At 47.7% G+C, this 17,049-nt stretch carries 16 protein-coding genes; 9 read left to right on the forward strand and 7 right to left on the reverse strand.

Annotated features, from left to right (window positions below):
• The first annotated feature begins 94 nt into the window (after positions 1-94).
• Positions 95-994 carry a carboxylating nicotinate-nucleotide diphosphorylase gene (gene nadC / locus IE074_RS02050; protein WP_189383780.1) on the forward strand — a complete coding sequence of 300 codons (900 nt, stop codon included), beginning with the start codon at positions 95-97 and terminating at the stop codon, positions 992-994.
• An 85-nt stretch (positions 995-1,079) separates the two neighbouring features.
• Here the strand turns inward: nadC and IE074_RS02055 are convergent, their stop codons facing one another.
• Complete coding sequence (locus IE074_RS02055; protein WP_189383781.1) at positions 1,080-2,402, reverse strand: ferredoxin reductase family protein; 1,323 nt, start codon at positions 2,400-2,402, stop codon at positions 1,080-1,082.
• 54 nt (positions 2,403-2,456) lie between these two features.
• Positions 2,457-2,732: a PepSY domain-containing protein gene (locus IE074_RS02060; RefSeq protein WP_189383782.1), complete on the reverse strand. Its 276-nt coding sequence runs from the start codon at positions 2,730-2,732 to the stop codon at positions 2,457-2,459.
• A 190-nt stretch (positions 2,733-2,922) separates the two neighbouring features.
• On the opposite strand from IE074_RS02060, the gene IE074_RS02065 reads away from it, so the two are divergent.
• The 5 genes from IE074_RS02065 to ahpF all read left to right on the forward strand — a co-directional run bounded on the left by IE074_RS02065 (position 2,923) and on the right by ahpF (position 7,784).
• Positions 2,923-3,282 carry a PepSY domain-containing protein gene (locus tag IE074_RS02065; protein ID WP_189383783.1) on the forward strand — a complete coding sequence of 120 codons (360 nt, stop codon included), beginning with the start codon at positions 2,923-2,925 and terminating at the stop codon, positions 3,280-3,282.
• The gene (locus tag IE074_RS02070; RefSeq protein WP_189383784.1) at positions 3,282-3,935 is read left to right on the forward strand and encodes a response regulator transcription factor; all 654 of its coding nucleotides are present in this window, start codon (positions 3,282-3,284) and stop codon (positions 3,933-3,935) included. The genes IE074_RS02065 and IE074_RS02070 overlap by 1 nt, the downstream gene beginning before the upstream one ends.
• Positions 3,936-3,941: 6 nt before the next feature.
• The gene (locus IE074_RS02075; RefSeq protein ID WP_189383785.1) at positions 3,942-5,333 is read left to right on the forward strand and encodes a sensor histidine kinase; all 1,392 of its coding nucleotides are present in this window, start codon (positions 3,942-3,944) and stop codon (positions 5,331-5,333) included.
• Positions 5,334-5,510: 177 nt separating this feature from the next.
• Positions 5,511-6,074 (forward strand): alkyl hydroperoxide reductase subunit C, encoded by a 564-nt coding sequence (ahpC, locus tag IE074_RS02080; protein ID WP_189383786.1) that lies wholly within the window; start codon positions 5,511-5,513, stop codon positions 6,072-6,074.
• A 123-nt stretch (positions 6,075-6,197) separates the two neighbouring features.
• Positions 6,198-7,784 (forward strand): alkyl hydroperoxide reductase subunit F, encoded by a 1,587-nt coding sequence (gene ahpF / locus IE074_RS02085; protein WP_189383787.1) that lies wholly within the window; start codon positions 6,198-6,200, stop codon positions 7,782-7,784.
• A 62-nt stretch (positions 7,785-7,846) separates the two neighbouring features.
• On the opposite strand, the gene mdeB is transcribed toward ahpF, so the two are convergent.
• The gene (gene mdeB, locus IE074_RS02090) at positions 7,847-10,510 is read right to left on the reverse strand and encodes an alpha-ketoglutarate dehydrogenase (protein ID WP_189383788.1); all 2,664 of its coding nucleotides are present in this window, start codon (positions 10,508-10,510) and stop codon (positions 7,847-7,849) included.
• Between the two features lie 147 nt (positions 10,511-10,657).
• Between mdeB and IE074_RS02095 the strand changes: the two genes are divergently transcribed.
• Positions 10,658-11,140 (forward strand): Lrp/AsnC family transcriptional regulator, encoded by a 483-nt coding sequence (locus IE074_RS02095; RefSeq protein WP_189383789.1) that lies wholly within the window; start codon positions 10,658-10,660, stop codon positions 11,138-11,140.
• A gap of 19 nt (positions 11,141-11,159) precedes the next feature.
• On the opposite strand, the gene IE074_RS02100 is transcribed toward IE074_RS02095, so the two are convergent.
• The 3 genes from IE074_RS02100 to IE074_RS02110 are packed head-to-tail and all read right to left on the reverse strand — an operon-like array spanning position 11,160 to position 14,138.
• Positions 11,160-12,647 (reverse strand): tripartite tricarboxylate transporter permease, encoded by a 1,488-nt coding sequence (locus tag IE074_RS02100; RefSeq protein WP_189383790.1) that lies wholly within the window; start codon positions 12,645-12,647, stop codon positions 11,160-11,162.
• Positions 12,648-12,679: 32 nt separating this feature from the next.
• Positions 12,680-13,195 (reverse strand): tripartite tricarboxylate transporter TctB family protein, encoded by a 516-nt coding sequence (locus tag IE074_RS02105; protein ID WP_229793855.1) that lies wholly within the window; start codon positions 13,193-13,195, stop codon positions 12,680-12,682.
• Entirely contained in the window at positions 13,185-14,138 is a 954-nt protein-coding gene (locus IE074_RS02110) for a Bug family tripartite tricarboxylate transporter substrate binding protein (RefSeq protein ID WP_189383792.1), read from the reverse strand. The genes IE074_RS02105 and IE074_RS02110 overlap by 11 nt, the downstream gene beginning before the upstream one ends.
• 179 nt (positions 14,139-14,317) lie before the next feature.
• Here IE074_RS02110 and eco point away from each other — a divergent pair, with 179 nt between their 5' ends.
• Positions 14,318-14,797: a serine protease inhibitor ecotin gene (eco, locus tag IE074_RS02115; protein WP_229793856.1), complete on the forward strand. Its 480-nt coding sequence runs from the start codon at positions 14,318-14,320 to the stop codon at positions 14,795-14,797.
• 212 nt (positions 14,798-15,009) lie between these two features.
• Here eco and IE074_RS02120 read toward each other — a convergent pair whose 3' ends face one another.
• Positions 15,010-16,137: an AI-2E family transporter gene (locus tag IE074_RS02120; RefSeq protein WP_189383793.1), complete on the reverse strand. Its 1,128-nt coding sequence runs from the start codon at positions 16,135-16,137 to the stop codon at positions 15,010-15,012.
• A gap of 192 nt (positions 16,138-16,329) precedes the next feature.
• Here IE074_RS02120 and IE074_RS02125 point away from each other — a divergent pair, with 192 nt between their 5' ends.
• Positions 16,330-16,932, forward strand: a complete 603-nt coding sequence (locus IE074_RS02125) for a transglycosylase SLT domain-containing protein (protein ID WP_189383794.1) — start codon at positions 16,330-16,332, stop codon at positions 16,930-16,932.
• Positions 16,933-17,049 lie beyond the last annotated feature (117 nt).

Genomic DNA, 17,049 nt, shown 5'->3' on the forward strand with positions numbered 1-17,049 from the left:
GTGGATTTGCAGCACTTGGGGCAAATATAATTCATAAAGCCAGGATGGGCATATAATTGTTTTTTTTGAACCTATGAATATTAAAGCATTAAAAATGAGTATTGCCCATTCTTTGCAGACAACTTCCGGTAACCATCATGAAGTCCGTGTCCCTCCCTTGCCAAAAGTAATGCTGGAACCCGTTGTTCGCATGGCCTTGTTGGAAGATCTTGGCAGGGCGGGTGATTTAACCAGCGGCAGCATTATCCCGCCACAAACCCAAACAACCATGAATCTGGTGGCTCGCCAGACGGGGGTTTTGGCCGGTCTTGACCTGGCCTGCCTGGCATTTGACCTGCTGGATGAAAATATTAAGGTAAGCATTCATCGTAACGATGGTGACCGTTTGAGCCCCGGCGATCTTGTTGCCAGCATTTCAGGTCCGGCAGGTGCCATTCTTAGCGCAGAGCGTACGGCACTTAATTTTCTGGGGCATTTAAGCGGGGTTGCAACAGCAACGGCTTCTATTGCCGATGCCATTCGCGAATATGGCACCAAGGTTACCTGCACCCGTAAAACCCTGCCAGGCTTGCGGGCCTTGCAAAAATATGCGGTACGGGTTGGTGGTGGCAGCAATCATCGCTTTGGCCTTGATGATGCCGTATTAATCAAGGACAATCATATTGCCGTGGCTGGCAGCTTGCGTGAAGCCGTCTTAAGAGCTCGCGCCAATGTAGGGCATATGGTCCAAATTGAGCTGGAAGTGGATACCCTGGAACAGTTGGCCGAAGCGCTGGAATTGGGGGTTAATGTCATTCTTCTTGATAACATGAATCCTGAAATGCTGAAAAAAGCGGTGGCCATGGTTGATGGGCGTGCCGTTACGGAAGCATCAGGCAGAATCAATGCGCAAACGGCACCTGCCATTGCCCAAACCGGTGTTAACCTGATTGCCGTTGGCTGGATTACCCATAGTGTGTCTGTTTTTGATTTCGGGCTTGATGCGGTTGAATAAAATTCAAAAAGGAAATTTGTATATCATGTCCGATCAAGCCGTGCTGCAAGCCTATTACCCTGAATCCTGAAGGCCAGTCAGTGCCTTAGCGCATTTCAAAAGCTTCCTGATGGAAGGAAAACTTGCCATGCCACCATTTTTTCAGGTTTGATTTAAGGCTGTCAGCCAGACTGCTTGGTCCACAGAACCAGATTGAAGTTCGCTCTTTCTGCGCCAGTGTCTGGGCTAGTTTTTCAGCATTGAGGTAATCTCCTTTTTCACTTTCATGCACATGAAGCCTTACAGCTGGCAGTGCCTCGCAAAGTTGCCTGATCCGGTCAATGAATGGATCTTGTTGCGCATTACGCAAGCAATAATGCAAGTCTGTCGAAGGAGTGGTGTCAGGCGATTTCTGACATGCTTCCAGCCATGAAAGAAATGGAGTGATGCCAATGCCACCAGCAATCATGGTATGGTGCGATCCTGCATCAAGCCGGTTCAGGTCAAAACAGCCGTATGGCCCTTCTGCCTTGATTTGTTGACCCACATTGATCTTCCTGGACAAGTGACGGGTATAGTCACCCAGCGCCTTTATCTGAAAACTGATGCGTCTGTCATTGCCAGGCGCACTGGAAATGGTGAACGGGTGTGCGCCTTCATGTCGATCAAAAGTCAGAAAGGCAAATTGTCCTGCGTGGTGAGCTTTCCATGAGGCATCCATTTTGCAGGTGATTTCCGTCATGTCTTCATTATGAACCCGAATGGATTCAATGGTGCCGGTTGCCTGGCGCGGCTTGCCAATTAAGCCGGTCAGGGAAATGATGCTGGCAATGCAGGCGGGTACAAACAGGATGGCAAGCAATATCCCAACCGGTTGTGTCCAGTAGTTGGACGGTGCAAGGACAACTGTGTGAAATACCAGCAAAAGAAAGAAAACCGGCATCACCTTATGGACGTAACGCCAGAATTTATAGGGAAATTTTTTCCACAGGGTGAGCACCAGCATGATAAGCAGGGCATAGATAATCAATTCACCACTGTCTTTGGCAAAAGAACGGAACATGGTGGCAAACTCGGTCAGGTCGCCTTTGGGGGGGCGTCCTGTTTTGCCAATCCATGACTTGAGCAGGTCGCTGGACATATCAAGCAACCAGTGCAGGCCGGCCGCAGAAATGCCCAGGATACCCGCCCATTTGTGCAGGCGGTACATTTTATCCATGCCGCCCAGTGGCTTTTCAAGCCAGGCCGGGCGAATGGAAAGCACCATGACCAGCGACATGAGTGCAATAGCCCACAGGCCGCTTAAATAAAGCCCCTGTCTTTGAATCAACCACGGCAAGGCTCCCTGCAGGGGCGGGTTTAGGTAAAATACATCATATCCCCAGGCCAGGGTGATGAGTGACACAAAAGAAATCAGCAGTGTTTTCATGCTTAACCTTTACGATGATTATTCAAGACAGGGTTTGTCAGTTTCCTTCAATCTTTATTTGCTTTTTGTCTTGGTATCAATGATTTCTCCACTTCTTGCATCAACCTTGATTTTCACACGCTCTCCCTTTTGGTCATGCGCCTTTACGTCATAGATATTGTCATCAAGATCAATTTCAGTAATGTTGGTATATCCGGCCGTTTCCACTTTGTCGTAAATTTGTTTAATATTTAACGGTGTTTGGCTTGGCGCAGTCTGTACCTGCGCTGTATTTGTCTGGGCTAACGCGGTATTAATTGCGGCGCCAGAAAAAAGCAGGCTGGAACTCATGGCAAGTGCAGTCATTAAACGGGTTGTGTTCATCATCTTTCTCCGTGATTCAGGTATGATCGACATTGATCATGGAGGTATTATGCGGGTGGTTAAATGAACAGGATCTGAAGCCTGTGTTCATCTTCCATTCATCTTCCCCATGTTATAAAAGGTTTACTTATTCATTGCACAGATCCCGGAAGACCCCATGACAGGAAAGAAATTTTTTAATCGTATGCTAGGCGGTATAGTGGTTTGTACTCTGCTGGCACCCACATTTGTCCGTGCAGACTCAAACGACCATGAGCAGGCCCGCCAGGCTCTGGCAGAAGGCAAAATCATACCTTTGCGCGCGGTGTTGGAAAATATTGAAAAGCAATACGCCGGACAGGTTGTTAAAATCGAATTCGAGCATGACGATGATGATGGCCAAAACCGTTGGCTGTATGAAATCAAGCTGCTTCAGGACTCGGGTGATATGCTGAAATTACTGGTAGATGCCGAAAATGGCAAAATCCTGAAGCTGAAAGGTAAAACACGACACAATAAAACACAGGATAATGACTGATGCGAATACTGGTTGTGGAAGATGAACCTACGCTTGCCTTGCAGTTGAAGGAAACGCTGACTGAAGCCGGCTACGTGGTTGATGTGGCCATGAATGGAAAAGACGCCTGGTTCATGGGAGAGGTGGAAACATTTGATCTGGCCGTTCTTGATCTTGGCCTGCCATTGATGGATGGCATTTCTGTCTTGAAAAAATGGCGTGAAGCCGGGCTGCAAATGCCCGTACTGATATTAACAGCACGGGACAACTGGCATGAAAAAGTAATGGGTATTGACGCCGGTGCCGACGACTATATGACCAAGCCTTTTCATATGGAAGAACTGCTGGCAAGAGTCAGGGCCTTGCTGCGACGTACTGGTGGCCATGCCAATGCCATTCTTAAAAACGGCCCGATAGAAATGGATACGCGCAATGCCAGGGTCAGCGTCAATGGTGTGCCGCTTTCCCTAACCAGTCATGAGTTCAAGGTGCTGGAATATTTGATGCACCATCCTTCAGAAGTGATTTCCCGCTCTATCCTGACCGAGCATATATATGCCCAGGATGCCGATCGTGACTCCAATACCATCGAAGTTTTTATTGCCCGCCTGCGCAAGAAGCTGCCTGCCGGTACGATAGAAACGGTCCGTGGCATGGGGTATCGATTGGGCTAGAAAACCATGATGCCACACAAAAAAAACCTGTCTTTCTGGTCGTCACTCAGGTTTCGCCTGCTGGCAGGCACGCTGGCCTGGGTCTTGCTGACCATTATTGTTGCCGGCTGGGGGCTTGATAGCCTGTTCAAACAGCATATGATGCAGCAGGTAAGAGCAGAGTTAACCTTGCACTTTAACCAGTTGCTGTCTTTTGTGGCGGTTGATGCCAATGGCAAAGTCAGCGTTCCACACGCCCTAAGCGATGCACGGTTTGATCAGCCCTTATCGGGTCTTTACTGGCAAATAGACCAGTTAGATGAGCAAGGGCAGGCAGAAACAACAGGTTTGTTGCGTTCCCGTTCACTTTGGGACAATGTTTTGCCTACCGCGGGCATTGGCAATACCAGTGCTGCATTGCAGGAGTTTATTATTACTGATGCCGATGGAAGTGTGCTAAACGCTGTGGGTAGAATTATTCAACCGGAAGAAGAGTCATCCCTTCCCTTGAGACTGGTTGTGGCTATTAACCATGATATTGTCGCATTGCCTGCCGAGCGCTTTCGCAATATGTTGATACTGGCGTTAACGGTGTTGGCTGTTGGTCTTATGGTGGCGGTTACTACGCAGGTTATTTTGGGGTTGCGTCCTTTTGGCCGGCTCAGGAAAAGCCTGGCCGATGTGCACGAGGGCAAGACTTTACATATTGAGGGTGATTTTCCTGCAGAACTTGAACCACTGGTTAATGATTTCAACCAGGTTCTGGACGTGAACGCCAAGGTGATTGAACGGGCCAGAACACAGGCCGGGAATCTCGCACATGCCGTAAAAACCCCTTTGGCAATCTTGTCCAATGCAGCTGCCAAAGAACAGTCTTCTTTTTCTGCCTTGGTCAAGGAACAGGTTGCGATGGCACAACGGCAGGTTAATTATCATCTGGCCAGAGCCAGGGCAGCAGCGGCCATGCAGGCAAGCAGCAGCCGCACACCGGTAAAAAAATCACTGGAAGCCCTTATCAGGGTGATGCAACGATTGTATGCAGAGCGAAATCTGGATATCAGCCTGCACTTGCAAGAGGACAATTGTACATTCAGGGGTGAAGAACAGGATTTTCAGGAAATGCTTGGCAATTTATTGGATAACGCCTGCAAATGGGCCAGTCATGCGGTCAGCATAACCGTGGTTTCAACTCAGAATGAAATTGTCATCACTGTTGACGATGATGGAGAGGGATTGCCAGAAACCCAGCAAGACCTGATTTTCCAAAGAGGGATAAGGGTGGATGAAAAAAAACCGGGTACCGGATTAGGACTGGATATCGTCCGGGACCTTACCGATCTGTATCAAGGGACCGTAATGACAGCCACTTCTTCTTTGGGCGGGTTACGGGTGGTATTGCGATTACCCGCCGCCAACTAGGGGTTAAAACATTAAATTGTAATGATGTTCTGATATAGTATAACTATGTGACTGTCATATTCGTTATAGTTAAAACTAAACTTGTTTATAAAAACAATAAATTATACATATTAGCTGTACGGGGCTATACTGGTCACATATCAAGTTTTCTAACCCAACAAATAAAGGAAGAAAGAAATGTCATTAATCAATACAGAAATCAAACCTTTCAGCGCAACCGCTTATCACAACGGTAAATTCATTGACGTTAACCAGGACAGCCTGAAAGGCAAATGGTCTGTTGTTGTGTTCTACCCTGCCGACTTTACATTTGTTTGCCCGACAGAACTGGAAGACCTGGCTGATCACTATGCTGAATTCCAGAAACTGGGTGTTGAAGTTTATGCGGTATCAACCGATACACACTTCTCACATAAAGCATGGCACGACACTTCTGACGCGATTTCTAAAGTCCAGTACCCAATGATTGGTGACCCAACCCATGTCTTGGCTAACAACTTTGAAGTTCTGATTGCAGAAGAAGGTGTTGCTCTGCGCGGTACATTCGTGATTAACCCGGATGGTCAAATCAAAGTGATGGAAGTTCACGATAACGGTATTGGCCGTGACGCTTCTGAACTGCTGCGTAAAGTTAAAGCTGCCCAGTACGTTGCCGCTCACCCAGGTGAAGTTTGCCCTGCCAAATGGGAAGAGGGTGCTGCTACATTGACACCTTCACTGGATCTGGTTGGCAAAATCTAATTAACTGCCAATTCAGTCAGTAAGTTATTGCACCCCGAAATAAGTTCGGGTTGCCTGGTTCGGGCTTTGCCCGAACCCTATCCCCCAAAGTTAAATAAATCAAGATCCGGAGAGTTCATCATCATGTTAGACGCAAATATCAAGACACAATTAAAAACTTACCTGGCAATGGTTTCACAGCCTATCGAAATTGTTGCTTCACTGGATGATGGCGCTAAATCGAAGGAACTGAAAGAACTGTTGCAGGAAATCGCTTCTGTTTCAGACCGTGTTACTTTAAATGAACAAGGCACTGATTCACGCAAGCCCTCTTTTACCATTAACCGTCCCGGAACCGATATCAGCGTGCAGTTTGCCGGTATTCCGATGGGCCACGAATTCACTTCACTGGTACTTGCCCTGTTGCAGGTCGGTGGGCATCCCATCAAACTGGATGAAGCCGTCATTGAACAGATCCGTAATCTGGATGGCGATTACAAGTTTGAGACCTATTTTTCACTGTCATGCCAAAACTGTCCGGACGTTGTCCAGGCACTGAACGTGATGTCAATTATCAACCCGCGTATCAAGCACGTCGCCATTGATGGCGCCTTGTTCCAGGACGAAGTCGATAGCCGCCAGATTATGTCTGTTCCCACCATGTTCCTGAATGGTGAGTCATTTGGTCAGGGTCGTTCCAGTGTCGAAGAGATTCTGGCAAAACTGGATACTAATGCAGGGAGCCGCAAGGCAGAAGAACTGAACGCCAAGGAATCTTTTGATGTATTGGTGATTGGTGGTGGTCCTGCAGGTGCCGCCGCAGCCATTTATGCCGCTCGCAAAGGTATTCGTACCGGTGTGGCCGCAGAACGTTTTGGTGGCCAGGTATTGGACACCATGTCTATCGAGAACTTCATTTCCGTAAAAGAAACCGAAGGCCCCCGTTTTGCCGCCCAGCTTGAAGAGCACGTACGTGCCTATGAGGTGGATATCATGAACCTGCAGCGCGCGGAAGAACTGATTCCCGGCGATAAGGAAATTTCTGTCAGAATGGAAAACGGTGCCGTCTTGAAAAGTAAAACCGTCATCCTGGCTACTGGCGCCCGTTGGCGCAACATTAATGTTCCTGGTGAACAGGAATACCGTACTAAGGGTGTTGCTTACTGTCCTCACTGTGATGGCCCTTTATTTAAAGGAAAACGGGTTGCCGTTATTGGTGGTGGTAACTCGGGTGTAGAGGCCGCCATTGACCTGGCTGGTGTTGTGGCCCACGTGACATTGATTGAGTTTGGAGAACAGTTGCGCGCAGATGATGTTTTGCAACGCAAACTGCGCAGCTTGCCTAACGTTGATATCATTATCTCTGCCCAAACCACCGAGATTCATGGTGATGGCAGCAAGGTAAATGGATTGTCTTATAAAGACCGTACTACCGGAACCATCCATAAAATTGATCTGGAAGGCGTGTTCATCCAGATTGGTCTGGTACCTAATACCGAATGGCTGAAAGGTACGGTTTCCCTGAGCAAGCACGGTGAAATCGAAGTTGACGCCAAAGGCCAGACATCGGTTCCCGGTGTATTTGCAGCAGGTGACGTAACTACGGTTCCATATAAACAGATCGTGATTGCGATTGGCGAAGGTGCAAAAGCTTCTTTAGGTGCTTTTGATCACATCATCCGTACTTCAGTTACCGAGGAAGAAACCACAGCTGAGGGTGTTGCTGCCTAGTTGCAGCTTATTCAGATAATGTAGTTTGAAATGGCACGTAAAAAATACGTGCCATTTTTTATTTAAGCCAGTTGTTTAAGTGCCATCTGGACAATTGACTGTGCATTGACACCAAAATGTTGGCGTAATTCAGCACGGGTATCACTTCGGCCAAATCCATCTGTTCCCAGAGTAATATATTTGCGTCCTGCCGGCGTATAAGCCCGGATTGATTCGGGTAGCATCCTGACGTAATCGCTTGCGGCAATAATGGGCCCTTTACTGTTTTGTAATTGTGTTTCAATGAAAGGTGCCAGAGGCTGGCCGGAAGGGCTGGTTTCATGTTCAGTGCGTTGGCCGTCACGGGCCAGTTCGGTCCAGCTGGTAATGCTGAAAACATCACACGCAATGCCAAGTGAGGACAGCTCTTCGGCGGCAGCCAGCACTTCAGTAAGAATTGCACCGGAACCCAGCAAGGTTACGGAGTTTTCCCCTTGCAGACCGGACACCGACTGTGCAGGGTAGTGCCTGAAATGATAGGCACCTTTAAGAATATTTTCACGCATCCCGGGTTTCAGGGAAGGCTGCGGATAGTTTTCATTCATGACGGTAATGTAATAAAACACATCTTTTTGCTCCGTCATCATTTCCTTTGTGCCCTGTTCAATAATAACGGCCAGTTCACCCGCAAAAGCCGGGTCATAGGATTTGCAATTGGGAATGGTGGCAGACCAGATATGACTGGAACCATCCTGGTGTTGCAAACCCTCACCGCCAAGAGTGGTTTTTCCCGAGGTGGCACCAATCAGGAAACCGCGCGGGCGCTGGTCAGCCGCGGCCCAGATCAGGTCTCCAATGCGCTGGAAACCGAACATGGAATAATAAATATAAAAGGGGAGCATGGGTGTGCCATGAACGCTATAACTGGTTGCCGCAGCGACCCAACTGGAAATGGCACCTGCTTCACTAATGCCTTCTTCCAGGATTTGTCCATCAAGCGCTTCACGATAACTCAGGATAGAGCCGATATCTTCGGGCTCATATTGCTGGCCTACGCTAGAGTATATGCCGACCTGCTTGAACAGGTTGGCCATGCCAAAAGTACGTGCCTCATCAGCCACAATGGGAACAATGCGTTGGCCGATTTCATTGTCTTTTAAAAGGCTGCCCAAGATGCGTACAAAAGCCATGGTGGTGGACATGTTTTTATTTTCGGCCTGCAAGGCAAAACCGGCCCATTGTTCTACCGGTGAAGCCTGGCGTGTTGGTGTATCGGTATAGCGCTTGGGTAAATAACCCCCCAGTTTTTGACGCTGTGCATGTAAATAACGTATTTCTTCGCTGTTTTCATCGGGTCGGTAAAAATCCAGGTTAAGGGTTTGTTCATCGCTTAACGGCAAATTGAAACGATCCCTGAAGGCAAGCAACTCGGTGTCCCCGAGTTTTTTCTGTGAATGGGTGGTCATTTTCCCCTGGCCTGCATTGCCCATGCCATAACCTTTTTTGGTATGGGCCAGAATAACCGTGGGCTGTCCCTTATGATTGACGGCAGCCGCGTATGCCGCGTAAATTTTGACTATATCATGACCACCGCGACGGAGCTTGTCGATTTGTTCGTCGCTCATACCTTCAACCAACCGTTGAAGTGCTTCATTTTGCCCAAAAAAATGCTCACGGTTAAAGGCACCATCTTTAGCGGCAAAGGTTTGCATTTGTCCGTCAACGGTTTCGCCAAGAGCTTTTGTCAAGGCACCCGTCAGGTCTTTGGCAAACAGAGGGTCCCAGTCGCTGCCCCATAGCACTTTAATGACATTCCATCCGGCACCGGTAAACAGGCGTTCCAGTTCTTTGATGACTTGTCCATTTCCCCTAACCGGGCCATCAAGACGTTGTAAATTGCAGTTGACGACCCAAACCAGGTTGTCCAGTTTTTCACGGGCAGCCAATGTCAGTGCGCTCATGGATTCGGGTTCATCCATTTCGCCGTCACCAAAAATGCCCCATACTTTGCGGTTTTCGCAGTTTTGCAACTGACGATGTGTCAGATAATGCATGAAACGGGCCTGGTAAATGGAACTGATGGGACCAATTCCCATAGATCCGGTGGGAAATTGCCAGAAATCAGGCATCAGATACGGGTGAGGGTAGCTGCATAAGCCTTGTGCACCTTCACGGTTGGCACGCAACTCTTGCCTAAAAAAGCTTAAGTCCTTTTCAGTCAGGCGGTTTTCAAGAAAGGCGCGGGCATAAACTCCAGGAGCACTGTGAGGCTGGAAAAATACCAGATCTCCCTTATGGCCGTTTTCTGAGTTTTCACGGGCCCTGAAAAAGTGGTTGAAACCCACCTCAAACAAATCGGCAGCACTGGCGTAACTGGCAATATGCCCCCCCAATTCACCATAGGCGCTATTGGCCCTGACCACCATGGCCAGTGCATTCCAGCGTATCAAGGCACCCAGTTTTTCTTCTACCTGGATATTACCAGGATAGGCAGGCTGTTCTTCAAGAGAAATTGTGTTCACATAGGAATAACTGTTCGCAGGGGCCGCTTGCTGTTTCCAGCTTATTTGTAATTGTTGGGCTAAAACAGACAGCTCATCAAGGATAAAAGCAGCCCGTTCACGACCATGGGTGGCCACCAATGAATGCAATGAGTCTTTCCACTCATTGGTTTCATCCGGATCAATGTCTCTTTGCAAAAAAATATTTGTCATAGTCTCAATGTTTTTGGGTAATGGGGCATTCATACGATCCCTCCTTTTTTGTTGGCTGTTTATTTTGAATATCGTTCTTGATATTCTAATGAAAAAGACCAAAAATAAGATGCTGGATTTCTTGAATTAACATTCTATTTCAGCATAAAATGCTGTAAATATTATTTATTACGGCATTTTATGAAACTTGATATTGTTGATCTTAGAATTCTGGACGAGCTGCAAAAAGACAGCTCTTTAAGTAATGTGGAGCTGTCAAAGCGTGTGCATTTATCGCCTTCACCTTGCCTGTCGCGCGTCAAGGCGCTTGAAACAAACGGCATTATTTCCCGTTACGTGGCTTTGGCCAATCCTTCGGCACTGGGTCTGGATCTGAATGTTTTTATTTCAATTAGCCTTAAGTCCCAGGACAAGCAGGCACTGGCGGATTTCGAGCAACGGATTTCCGAGCACGATGAAGTCATGGAATGTTATTTAATGACCGGAGATTCTGATTACCTGATCAGGGTGGCGGTTACCAATATTGGGGCACTTGAAAGGTTTATCCTTGAGCAGCTTACCCCAATACCAGGTATTGACAAGATCCGCTCAAGTTTCGCGCTTAAGCAGGTTTTATATAAAACAGCGTTGCCTCTGACCCGAATACAGAATAAAACGGCTTAAAGATTATGCATGGCTATTTTCAGGCAACCTTCCGCAGTTTTCTAATCAGGAAGGGGACAAACAGGAATAAGAAGGAAAGGGTCAGGAAAACAATAGACATGGGGCTCTCGACCAAGACCGCCGGATTTCCCTGGCCGGCAGCCAGTGCTGTGCGCAGCTGATTTTCTGCCATAGGCCCAAGAATCAAACCAATTAACAGGGGAGGGATGGGGAAATCATAAACCCGCATGACATAACCCATTAAACCGATAAAGGCCATGCTTGCCAGGTCAAAAACAGAGCCTGATACTCCCCAAATGCCAATCATGGCAAAAATGAGAATGCCGGCATATAACTGTGGTTTCGGAATGAGCAGGAGTTTGACCCAAATCCCAATGAGCGGCAGGTTAAGTACCAGCAACATGACGTTTCCAATATACAGCGAGGCAATCAGGCCCCAGATAAGCTCGGGATTACTGGTAAACAAAAAAGGCCCGGGCTGCAAGCCAAAATTCTGGAAAGCTGCCAGTAATATTGCTGCGGTGGCAGAGGTTGGCAATCCCAGGGTGAGCAATGGAACCAGAACGCCAGCCGCTGCCGCATTATTGGCTGCTTCGGGGCCCGCAACGCCTTCAATAGCACCCTTGCCAAATTCATCTTTGTGTTTGGACAGGTTTTTTTCAAGGGTATAAGACAGCATGGTAGGTATTTCAGAGCCGCCACCAGGTAGCGCACCCATTGGAAAACCAATCGCACTACCACGAATCCATGGCATAAAAGAGCGTTTCCAGTCGGATTTGCTCATCCACATTCCGCCCTTGACGGAAATAATTTCATCGTTCCTGTTCCTGTAGCGGCTGGCAACGTAAATAATTTCGCCCACAGCGAAAAGGGAGACCAGAACAACGGTAAGTTCCATGCCATCCAGCAAGTCTGCAAATCCGAAAGTCATACGTGGCTGACCGGTCATGTTGTCAATACCGATGACACCAAAGGCAAGTCCAATGAACAGGGAAATAAAGCCACGGACCCTGGAGCTGCCCATTACTACAGCCACCGAGGTAAAGGCCAGAATGGTCAAGGCAAAATAATCGGCTGGCTTGAAATAAAAAGCCAGTTCGGCAACATACGGAGCCGCAAAAGTAAGGGCAATCGTGGCTAGCGTGCCTGCAACAAAAGAGCCAATGGCCGCAGTGGCCAGTGCTGCGGCTCCTCTTCCTGCCCTGGCCATTTTATTTCCTTCCAGGGCGGTCATCATGGAGCCGGCTTCACCGGGAGTATTAATTAAAATAGAGGTGGTGGACCCTCCATACATGGCACCATACAATACGCCGGCAAACATAATGAAGGCGGACACCGGTCCAACCGAAACCGTAACCGGTAAGAGCAGGGCGATGGTCAGGGCAGGGCCAATACCAGGCAAAATACCAATGGCGGTGCCAAGTGTAGAGCCTACCAGTGCCCAAAACAAATTGGTAGGGGTAAGGGCAACGTCAAACCCTTGCAGCAGTAAACCCAGTGTATCCATATTTAACTTGAATTATTAATGTAGCAGGAGAATCAAATGCCCAGCAAGGGAATAAAATCTCCCAGCTGAAGCCCAAGCAGGCTAAACAAATACCAACTGGCTGAGCCAAGTATGAAGCCGACGAGCAGGTTCAGTACAATCTGTTTTGAACCAAAAGCCAGCGTTACCAGGGTGAATGACACCATGGCAGTAATGGGAAGTCCCAAAAGCTCAATAATGAAAACCGGTACAAAGGCAGCAGCCAGTGCGATGAAAAACGCCCGTTTATCCATGGGCGTGTCGCCCTCGGCATTTTCTGTATCCTGGGGTTCGAATTTCTCACCACGTGCTATTTGTATAAGCAACAACAAGCCAAGCAGGATCAATCCGATACCTGTTGCGGTCACAAACAGGCCGGGCCCAATGGCGGAGTATCGGGCAGTGTTGGCAAGCTCGTTGGCCGCGTACAGGCAAATAGCACCCATTAGCACAACAACCAGCCCCAGCCACCAGGGTTTTGCCGGTGGCCGGGGTGTTGTATGAGAAGATGTAGCGGTTTTATTGGGCAAGTCCGGCATCCTTCAGGATGGTATTGATACGCTCGCTTTCGCTTTTTATGAAATCACCAAACTCGGCACCTGCCAGGAAAAACTGGTCCCAGCCCTGAGTTTGCATTACCTGTTTCCATTCAGCGCTGTTATTGAGTTGAGTGAAGCGATCCACCCAAAGTTTGTAATTTTCCTCTGGCATCTCGGGGGCACCCAGAATACCACGCCAGTTTGCAATTTCAACATCGAAACCGACTTCCTTGAAAGTGGGCACTTCCAGACCTTCCATGCGTTGTGCCGAGGTGATGCCCAGGATTTTTACCCGATTCGATTTCGCAAACTGCTGAAATTCTGAAATGCCGGAAATGCCAGCCTTGAGGGTACCGTTGACAATGCCGGTAACGGTATCGGCACCGCCGGCCTGAGGAATATAATTCAGATCTTTTACAGGCACGTTACCCGCCTGTGCCAGCAAGGCCAGGGCGATATGATCAACGCCGCCGGCAGAGCCACCGCCTACCGGTGTACCACCCGGGTTTTCTTTGAGTGCTTTCACAAAATCACCCAGATTCTCGTAGGGGGCATCGGGGCGTACGGCAATAACCAGATATTCGGCGGTTAAACGGGCGACTGGCTTGAATTTATTCAGGTCTATGGGTGATTTGTTTAGGGTTATGGCACCTACGGTAATAGCACCAAAAACGGCCAGCGCATTGGCTTTTCCGGTTTGTGAGTTTTGGAATTCTGCCAGACCAATGGTGCCGCCTGCACCGCCTTTATTGGTAAAGTTCACGGGGCCGGTATAAATGCCTGCCTTGTTCATGGCGCTAAACGCCTGGCGACCGGTACCATCCCAGCCGCCACCCGGGTTGGCGGGTAGCATTACACTAACCTGCGCATAGGCAGCACTGCTGAACATGACTGCAGCGGTAAATAGGGTACGCAAAAAATTGTTTCGTTTCATGTCTGCTCCAGTAAATGTGGATTATTGTTTGTTACGCTTTTCAGGCTAGAATAGGTTGAAGCTATTTCTTTGTCAATAAGGGTTAAACAGATAAACCCGCAGATAACCCCGGCGATTGGATTGTCCTGATCGCCATTTATTTTGTAATTGAAAAATCCAACAACAGGTGAACCTTGAATATGAGTAATCTTAAACTGTTTAATTTGTTTTTTTGTATGGGGATGATCGCGTTTAATGTTAACGCAGCCAGCCTGGATCCTAAAGTGCCTTATCCGGCAGCCAAGCCTGACCAGTTACGGCAAGTCATTGATCTTCCTGCCGTTCCAGAGGAAGAAAACATGAAAGTGCAATTGATAGTGGGAAAGACTTTAAAGGTTGACTGCAACCGGCATGTTTTTGGTGGAGAACTGAAAGAGCATAATCTTGAAGGATGGGGTTATCCTTATTACAGCATTGAAGCGTTAAATGGCCCCATGGCAACTATGATGGCTTGTCCGGATCAGGACCTGACAGAACAGTTTGTCCAGCTTGGTGGCAATGACTTTTTGCTTGACTACAATAGCCGCCTGCCAATTGTGGTTTACACACCGGCTGACGTGGAAGTGAAGTATCGCATCTGGCAGGCAGGCGATAAAGTGGAAACAGCCACTAAAGAATAGTCCTCAGGTAATAGCCGCTGGCATTATCTCTGCCACTTGATATAGACCTGATTCAGATTTATCAAGCGTCATCGTAAAATCCCGGTTTTAAAGGGTATCGCAAAGGGGTTTTGGCGACACCCTTTTTAGGGCAGTCAGAACCTCATAGTGATTGTGTGTTTTTATTGAACAGGTAACCCTGTTTTAAGGGACAATGGACAACAGGCAATACCCTAATGACGCTCTTCATTTTCAGGTGTCGACGCTGCCGGACTTTCCGGTTCTTTATCAGGGTCGGGTGATAAATCAAGGGAAGAAGGGAAAAGATCCCAGCATGCCATAAAGAGTGCGGCCAGCAAAGGGCCAATAACGAAGCCGTTAGGACCAAAGACCGTCAGGCCGCCAATCGTGGAAATCAGGATGACATAATCGGGCAGTTTTGTATCTTTTCCAACCAGTAAAGGCCTAAGCACATTATCGGTAAGACCAATTACCAGTACCCCAAACAGTATGAGGGTTATACCATGCCAGGTTTCGCCGGTGACAAGAAAATAAATAGACACTGGAAGCCAAATGATGGCGGCGCCAATAGCAGGCAATAAGGACAGGAAACCCATGATGGTTCCCCACAATAAAGAACCCTGAATGCCCAGCACACTGAAAATGAACCCACCCAATGCACCCTGGGTGGCTGCAACCAGGATATTTCCTTTTACAGTTGCTTTGACGACAGTGGCAAATTTGTTGAACAAATGTTGTTTTTGATCGTGCCCAAGGGGAATCATGGATTTGATTTTTCGCACCAGGTAGCCGCCATCCCTGAGCAGGAAAAACAGCAAATACAGCATGATGCCGAATGTGATCAGGAATTGAAAGGTGTCCTGGCCAATATTCAGGGCCTGGTTGGCCAGAAATTTACTGGCCTGCGCCGCCGCTTCAGTCAGTTTCTCCCGCAGACCGAAAAGACTGTGAATTTCGTAACGATCAAGGATATCTTTAAGGAAAGGGGGAAGGTTTTGAATGATTTGTTCAAAATACAGCCCCAGATTAAGTTCACCGGATTGAACTCTTTGATATAACAGAGAAATTTCTTTTATTAGAGAGGTGGTGATGGCAATGAGCGGAATGATGACCAATAGCAATGCAATAACCAGGGTAACCAGTGCTGCTGTATTGGGGGCCTTGGGTATTTTTTTAAGGAGCCATAAGTTAAGAGGCCTGAACAGTACACTGAAAATGACTGCCCAGAAAATGGCGCTGTAATAGGGCAAGAGTAACCATATAAAGCCAATGGAAACCGCAGTCAGCAAAATAAGGAAAAAGTGATATTGGGTACTGTTTTTATTTTGAATTGGCGACATTGTGTTTCCGTACTATAACGGGTTGATAAGTAGTCAAAGAAGAAAGCATTTTTCAAAGCCCACTAAAAATGCCAGTATAGTTGATTTTCCGTATTTTTCCATAAGGTGAGGCAGATGGTCAGCATGCATCTATTGCTTTACAATAATTATAATTATTATGTATTGCTCTATCACAGGAAAGTATTGGATACCATGAGGGGTTTAACAAAAAACAGCATTTCAAAAACCGGCATTTCGTCATTGTTTTTATTGCTGCTGTCGGCGTGCAGTACCACACCGCCAGCCAACCCGGAGAATATCTGTGAGATTTTCCGGGAAAAGCCGTCATGGCACGAAGCTGCGCTCTCTACCAAAGAGAAGTGGGGAGTGCCGGTTCATGTTCCCATGGCCATGATGTATCAGGAATCCACTTTTCGTCACGATGCCAGGCCGCCCAAAAATTATGTGCTTGGTATTATTCCCTGGGGCAGGGTAAGCTCTGCCTTCGGTTATGCCCAGGCAAAAGATGAAGTATGGAGCGATTATCGTAAAGAATCCAATCGCTGGAGTCCAGACCGTGATGATTTTTCAGACGCCCTTGATTTTATGGGCTGGTATATGAGTAAGGCCCAAAAGGTAAACGGTGTTTCCAAGTGGGACGCCTATGCCCAATACCTGAATTATCATGAGGGCTGGACCGGTTACCGCAACGGTAGCCACCAAAGTAAAAGATGGCTCCTTAATACGGCACAAAAAGTCAAAGACAGGGCATCACGGTACAGTGCCCAGTATGCGGCCTGTGCAGCTGGTTTATAAATTTAATGATGAACCTGTTCCCTTACCCGAATAGTTTGAACTTGATTAGTTTATAGTTAGCTGAATTTGTCTGGTTTTGTGTGATAGATAAGGGTTTATTAGTGTTTCCCTGAGTGA

Origin of the sequence: Advenella faeciporci (genome assembly GCF_014652395.1) — a bacterium.
GTDB lineage: Bacteria > Pseudomonadota > Gammaproteobacteria > Burkholderiales > Burkholderiaceae_B > Advenella > Advenella faeciporci.

Coding starts and splice junctions, on each gene's coding strand:
- nadC (WP_189383780.1), top strand. CDS start 95: ATGAGTATTGCCCATTCTTTGCAGACAACTTCCGGTAACCATCATGAA.
- IE074_RS02055 (WP_189383781.1), bottom strand. CDS start 2,402: ATGAAAACACTGCTGATTTCTTTTGTGTCACTCATCACCCTGGCCTGG.
- IE074_RS02060 (WP_189383782.1), bottom strand. CDS start 2,732: ATGAGTTCCAGCCTGCTTTTTTCTGGCGCCGCAATTAATACCGCGTTA.
- IE074_RS02065 (WP_189383783.1), top strand. CDS start 2,923: ATGACAGGAAAGAAATTTTTTAATCGTATGCTAGGCGGTATAGTGGTT.
- IE074_RS02070 (WP_189383784.1), top strand. CDS start 3,282: ATGCGAATACTGGTTGTGGAAGATGAACCTACGCTTGCCTTGCAGTTG.
- IE074_RS02075 (WP_189383785.1), top strand. CDS start 3,942: ATGATGCCACACAAAAAAAACCTGTCTTTCTGGTCGTCACTCAGGTTT.
- ahpC (WP_189383786.1), top strand. CDS start 5,511: ATGTCATTAATCAATACAGAAATCAAACCTTTCAGCGCAACCGCTTAT.
- ahpF (WP_189383787.1), top strand. CDS start 6,198: ATGTTAGACGCAAATATCAAGACACAATTAAAAACTTACCTGGCAATG.
- mdeB (WP_189383788.1), bottom strand. CDS start 10,510: ATGAATGCCCCATTACCCAAAAACATTGAGACTATGACAAATATTTTT.
- IE074_RS02095 (WP_189383789.1), top strand. CDS start 10,658: ATGAAACTTGATATTGTTGATCTTAGAATTCTGGACGAGCTGCAAAAA.
- IE074_RS02100 (WP_189383790.1), bottom strand. CDS start 12,647: ATGGATACACTGGGTTTACTGCTGCAAGGGTTTGACGTTGCCCTTACC.
- IE074_RS02110 (WP_189383792.1), bottom strand. CDS start 14,138: ATGAAACGAAACAATTTTTTGCGTACCCTATTTACCGCTGCAGTCATG.
- eco (WP_229793856.1), top strand. CDS start 14,318: ATGAGTAATCTTAAACTGTTTAATTTGTTTTTTTGTATGGGGATGATC.
- IE074_RS02120 (WP_189383793.1), bottom strand. CDS start 16,137: ATGTCGCCAATTCAAAATAAAAACAGTACCCAATATCACTTTTTCCTT.
- IE074_RS02125 (WP_189383794.1), top strand. CDS start 16,330: ATGAGGGGTTTAACAAAAAACAGCATTTCAAAAACCGGCATTTCGTCA.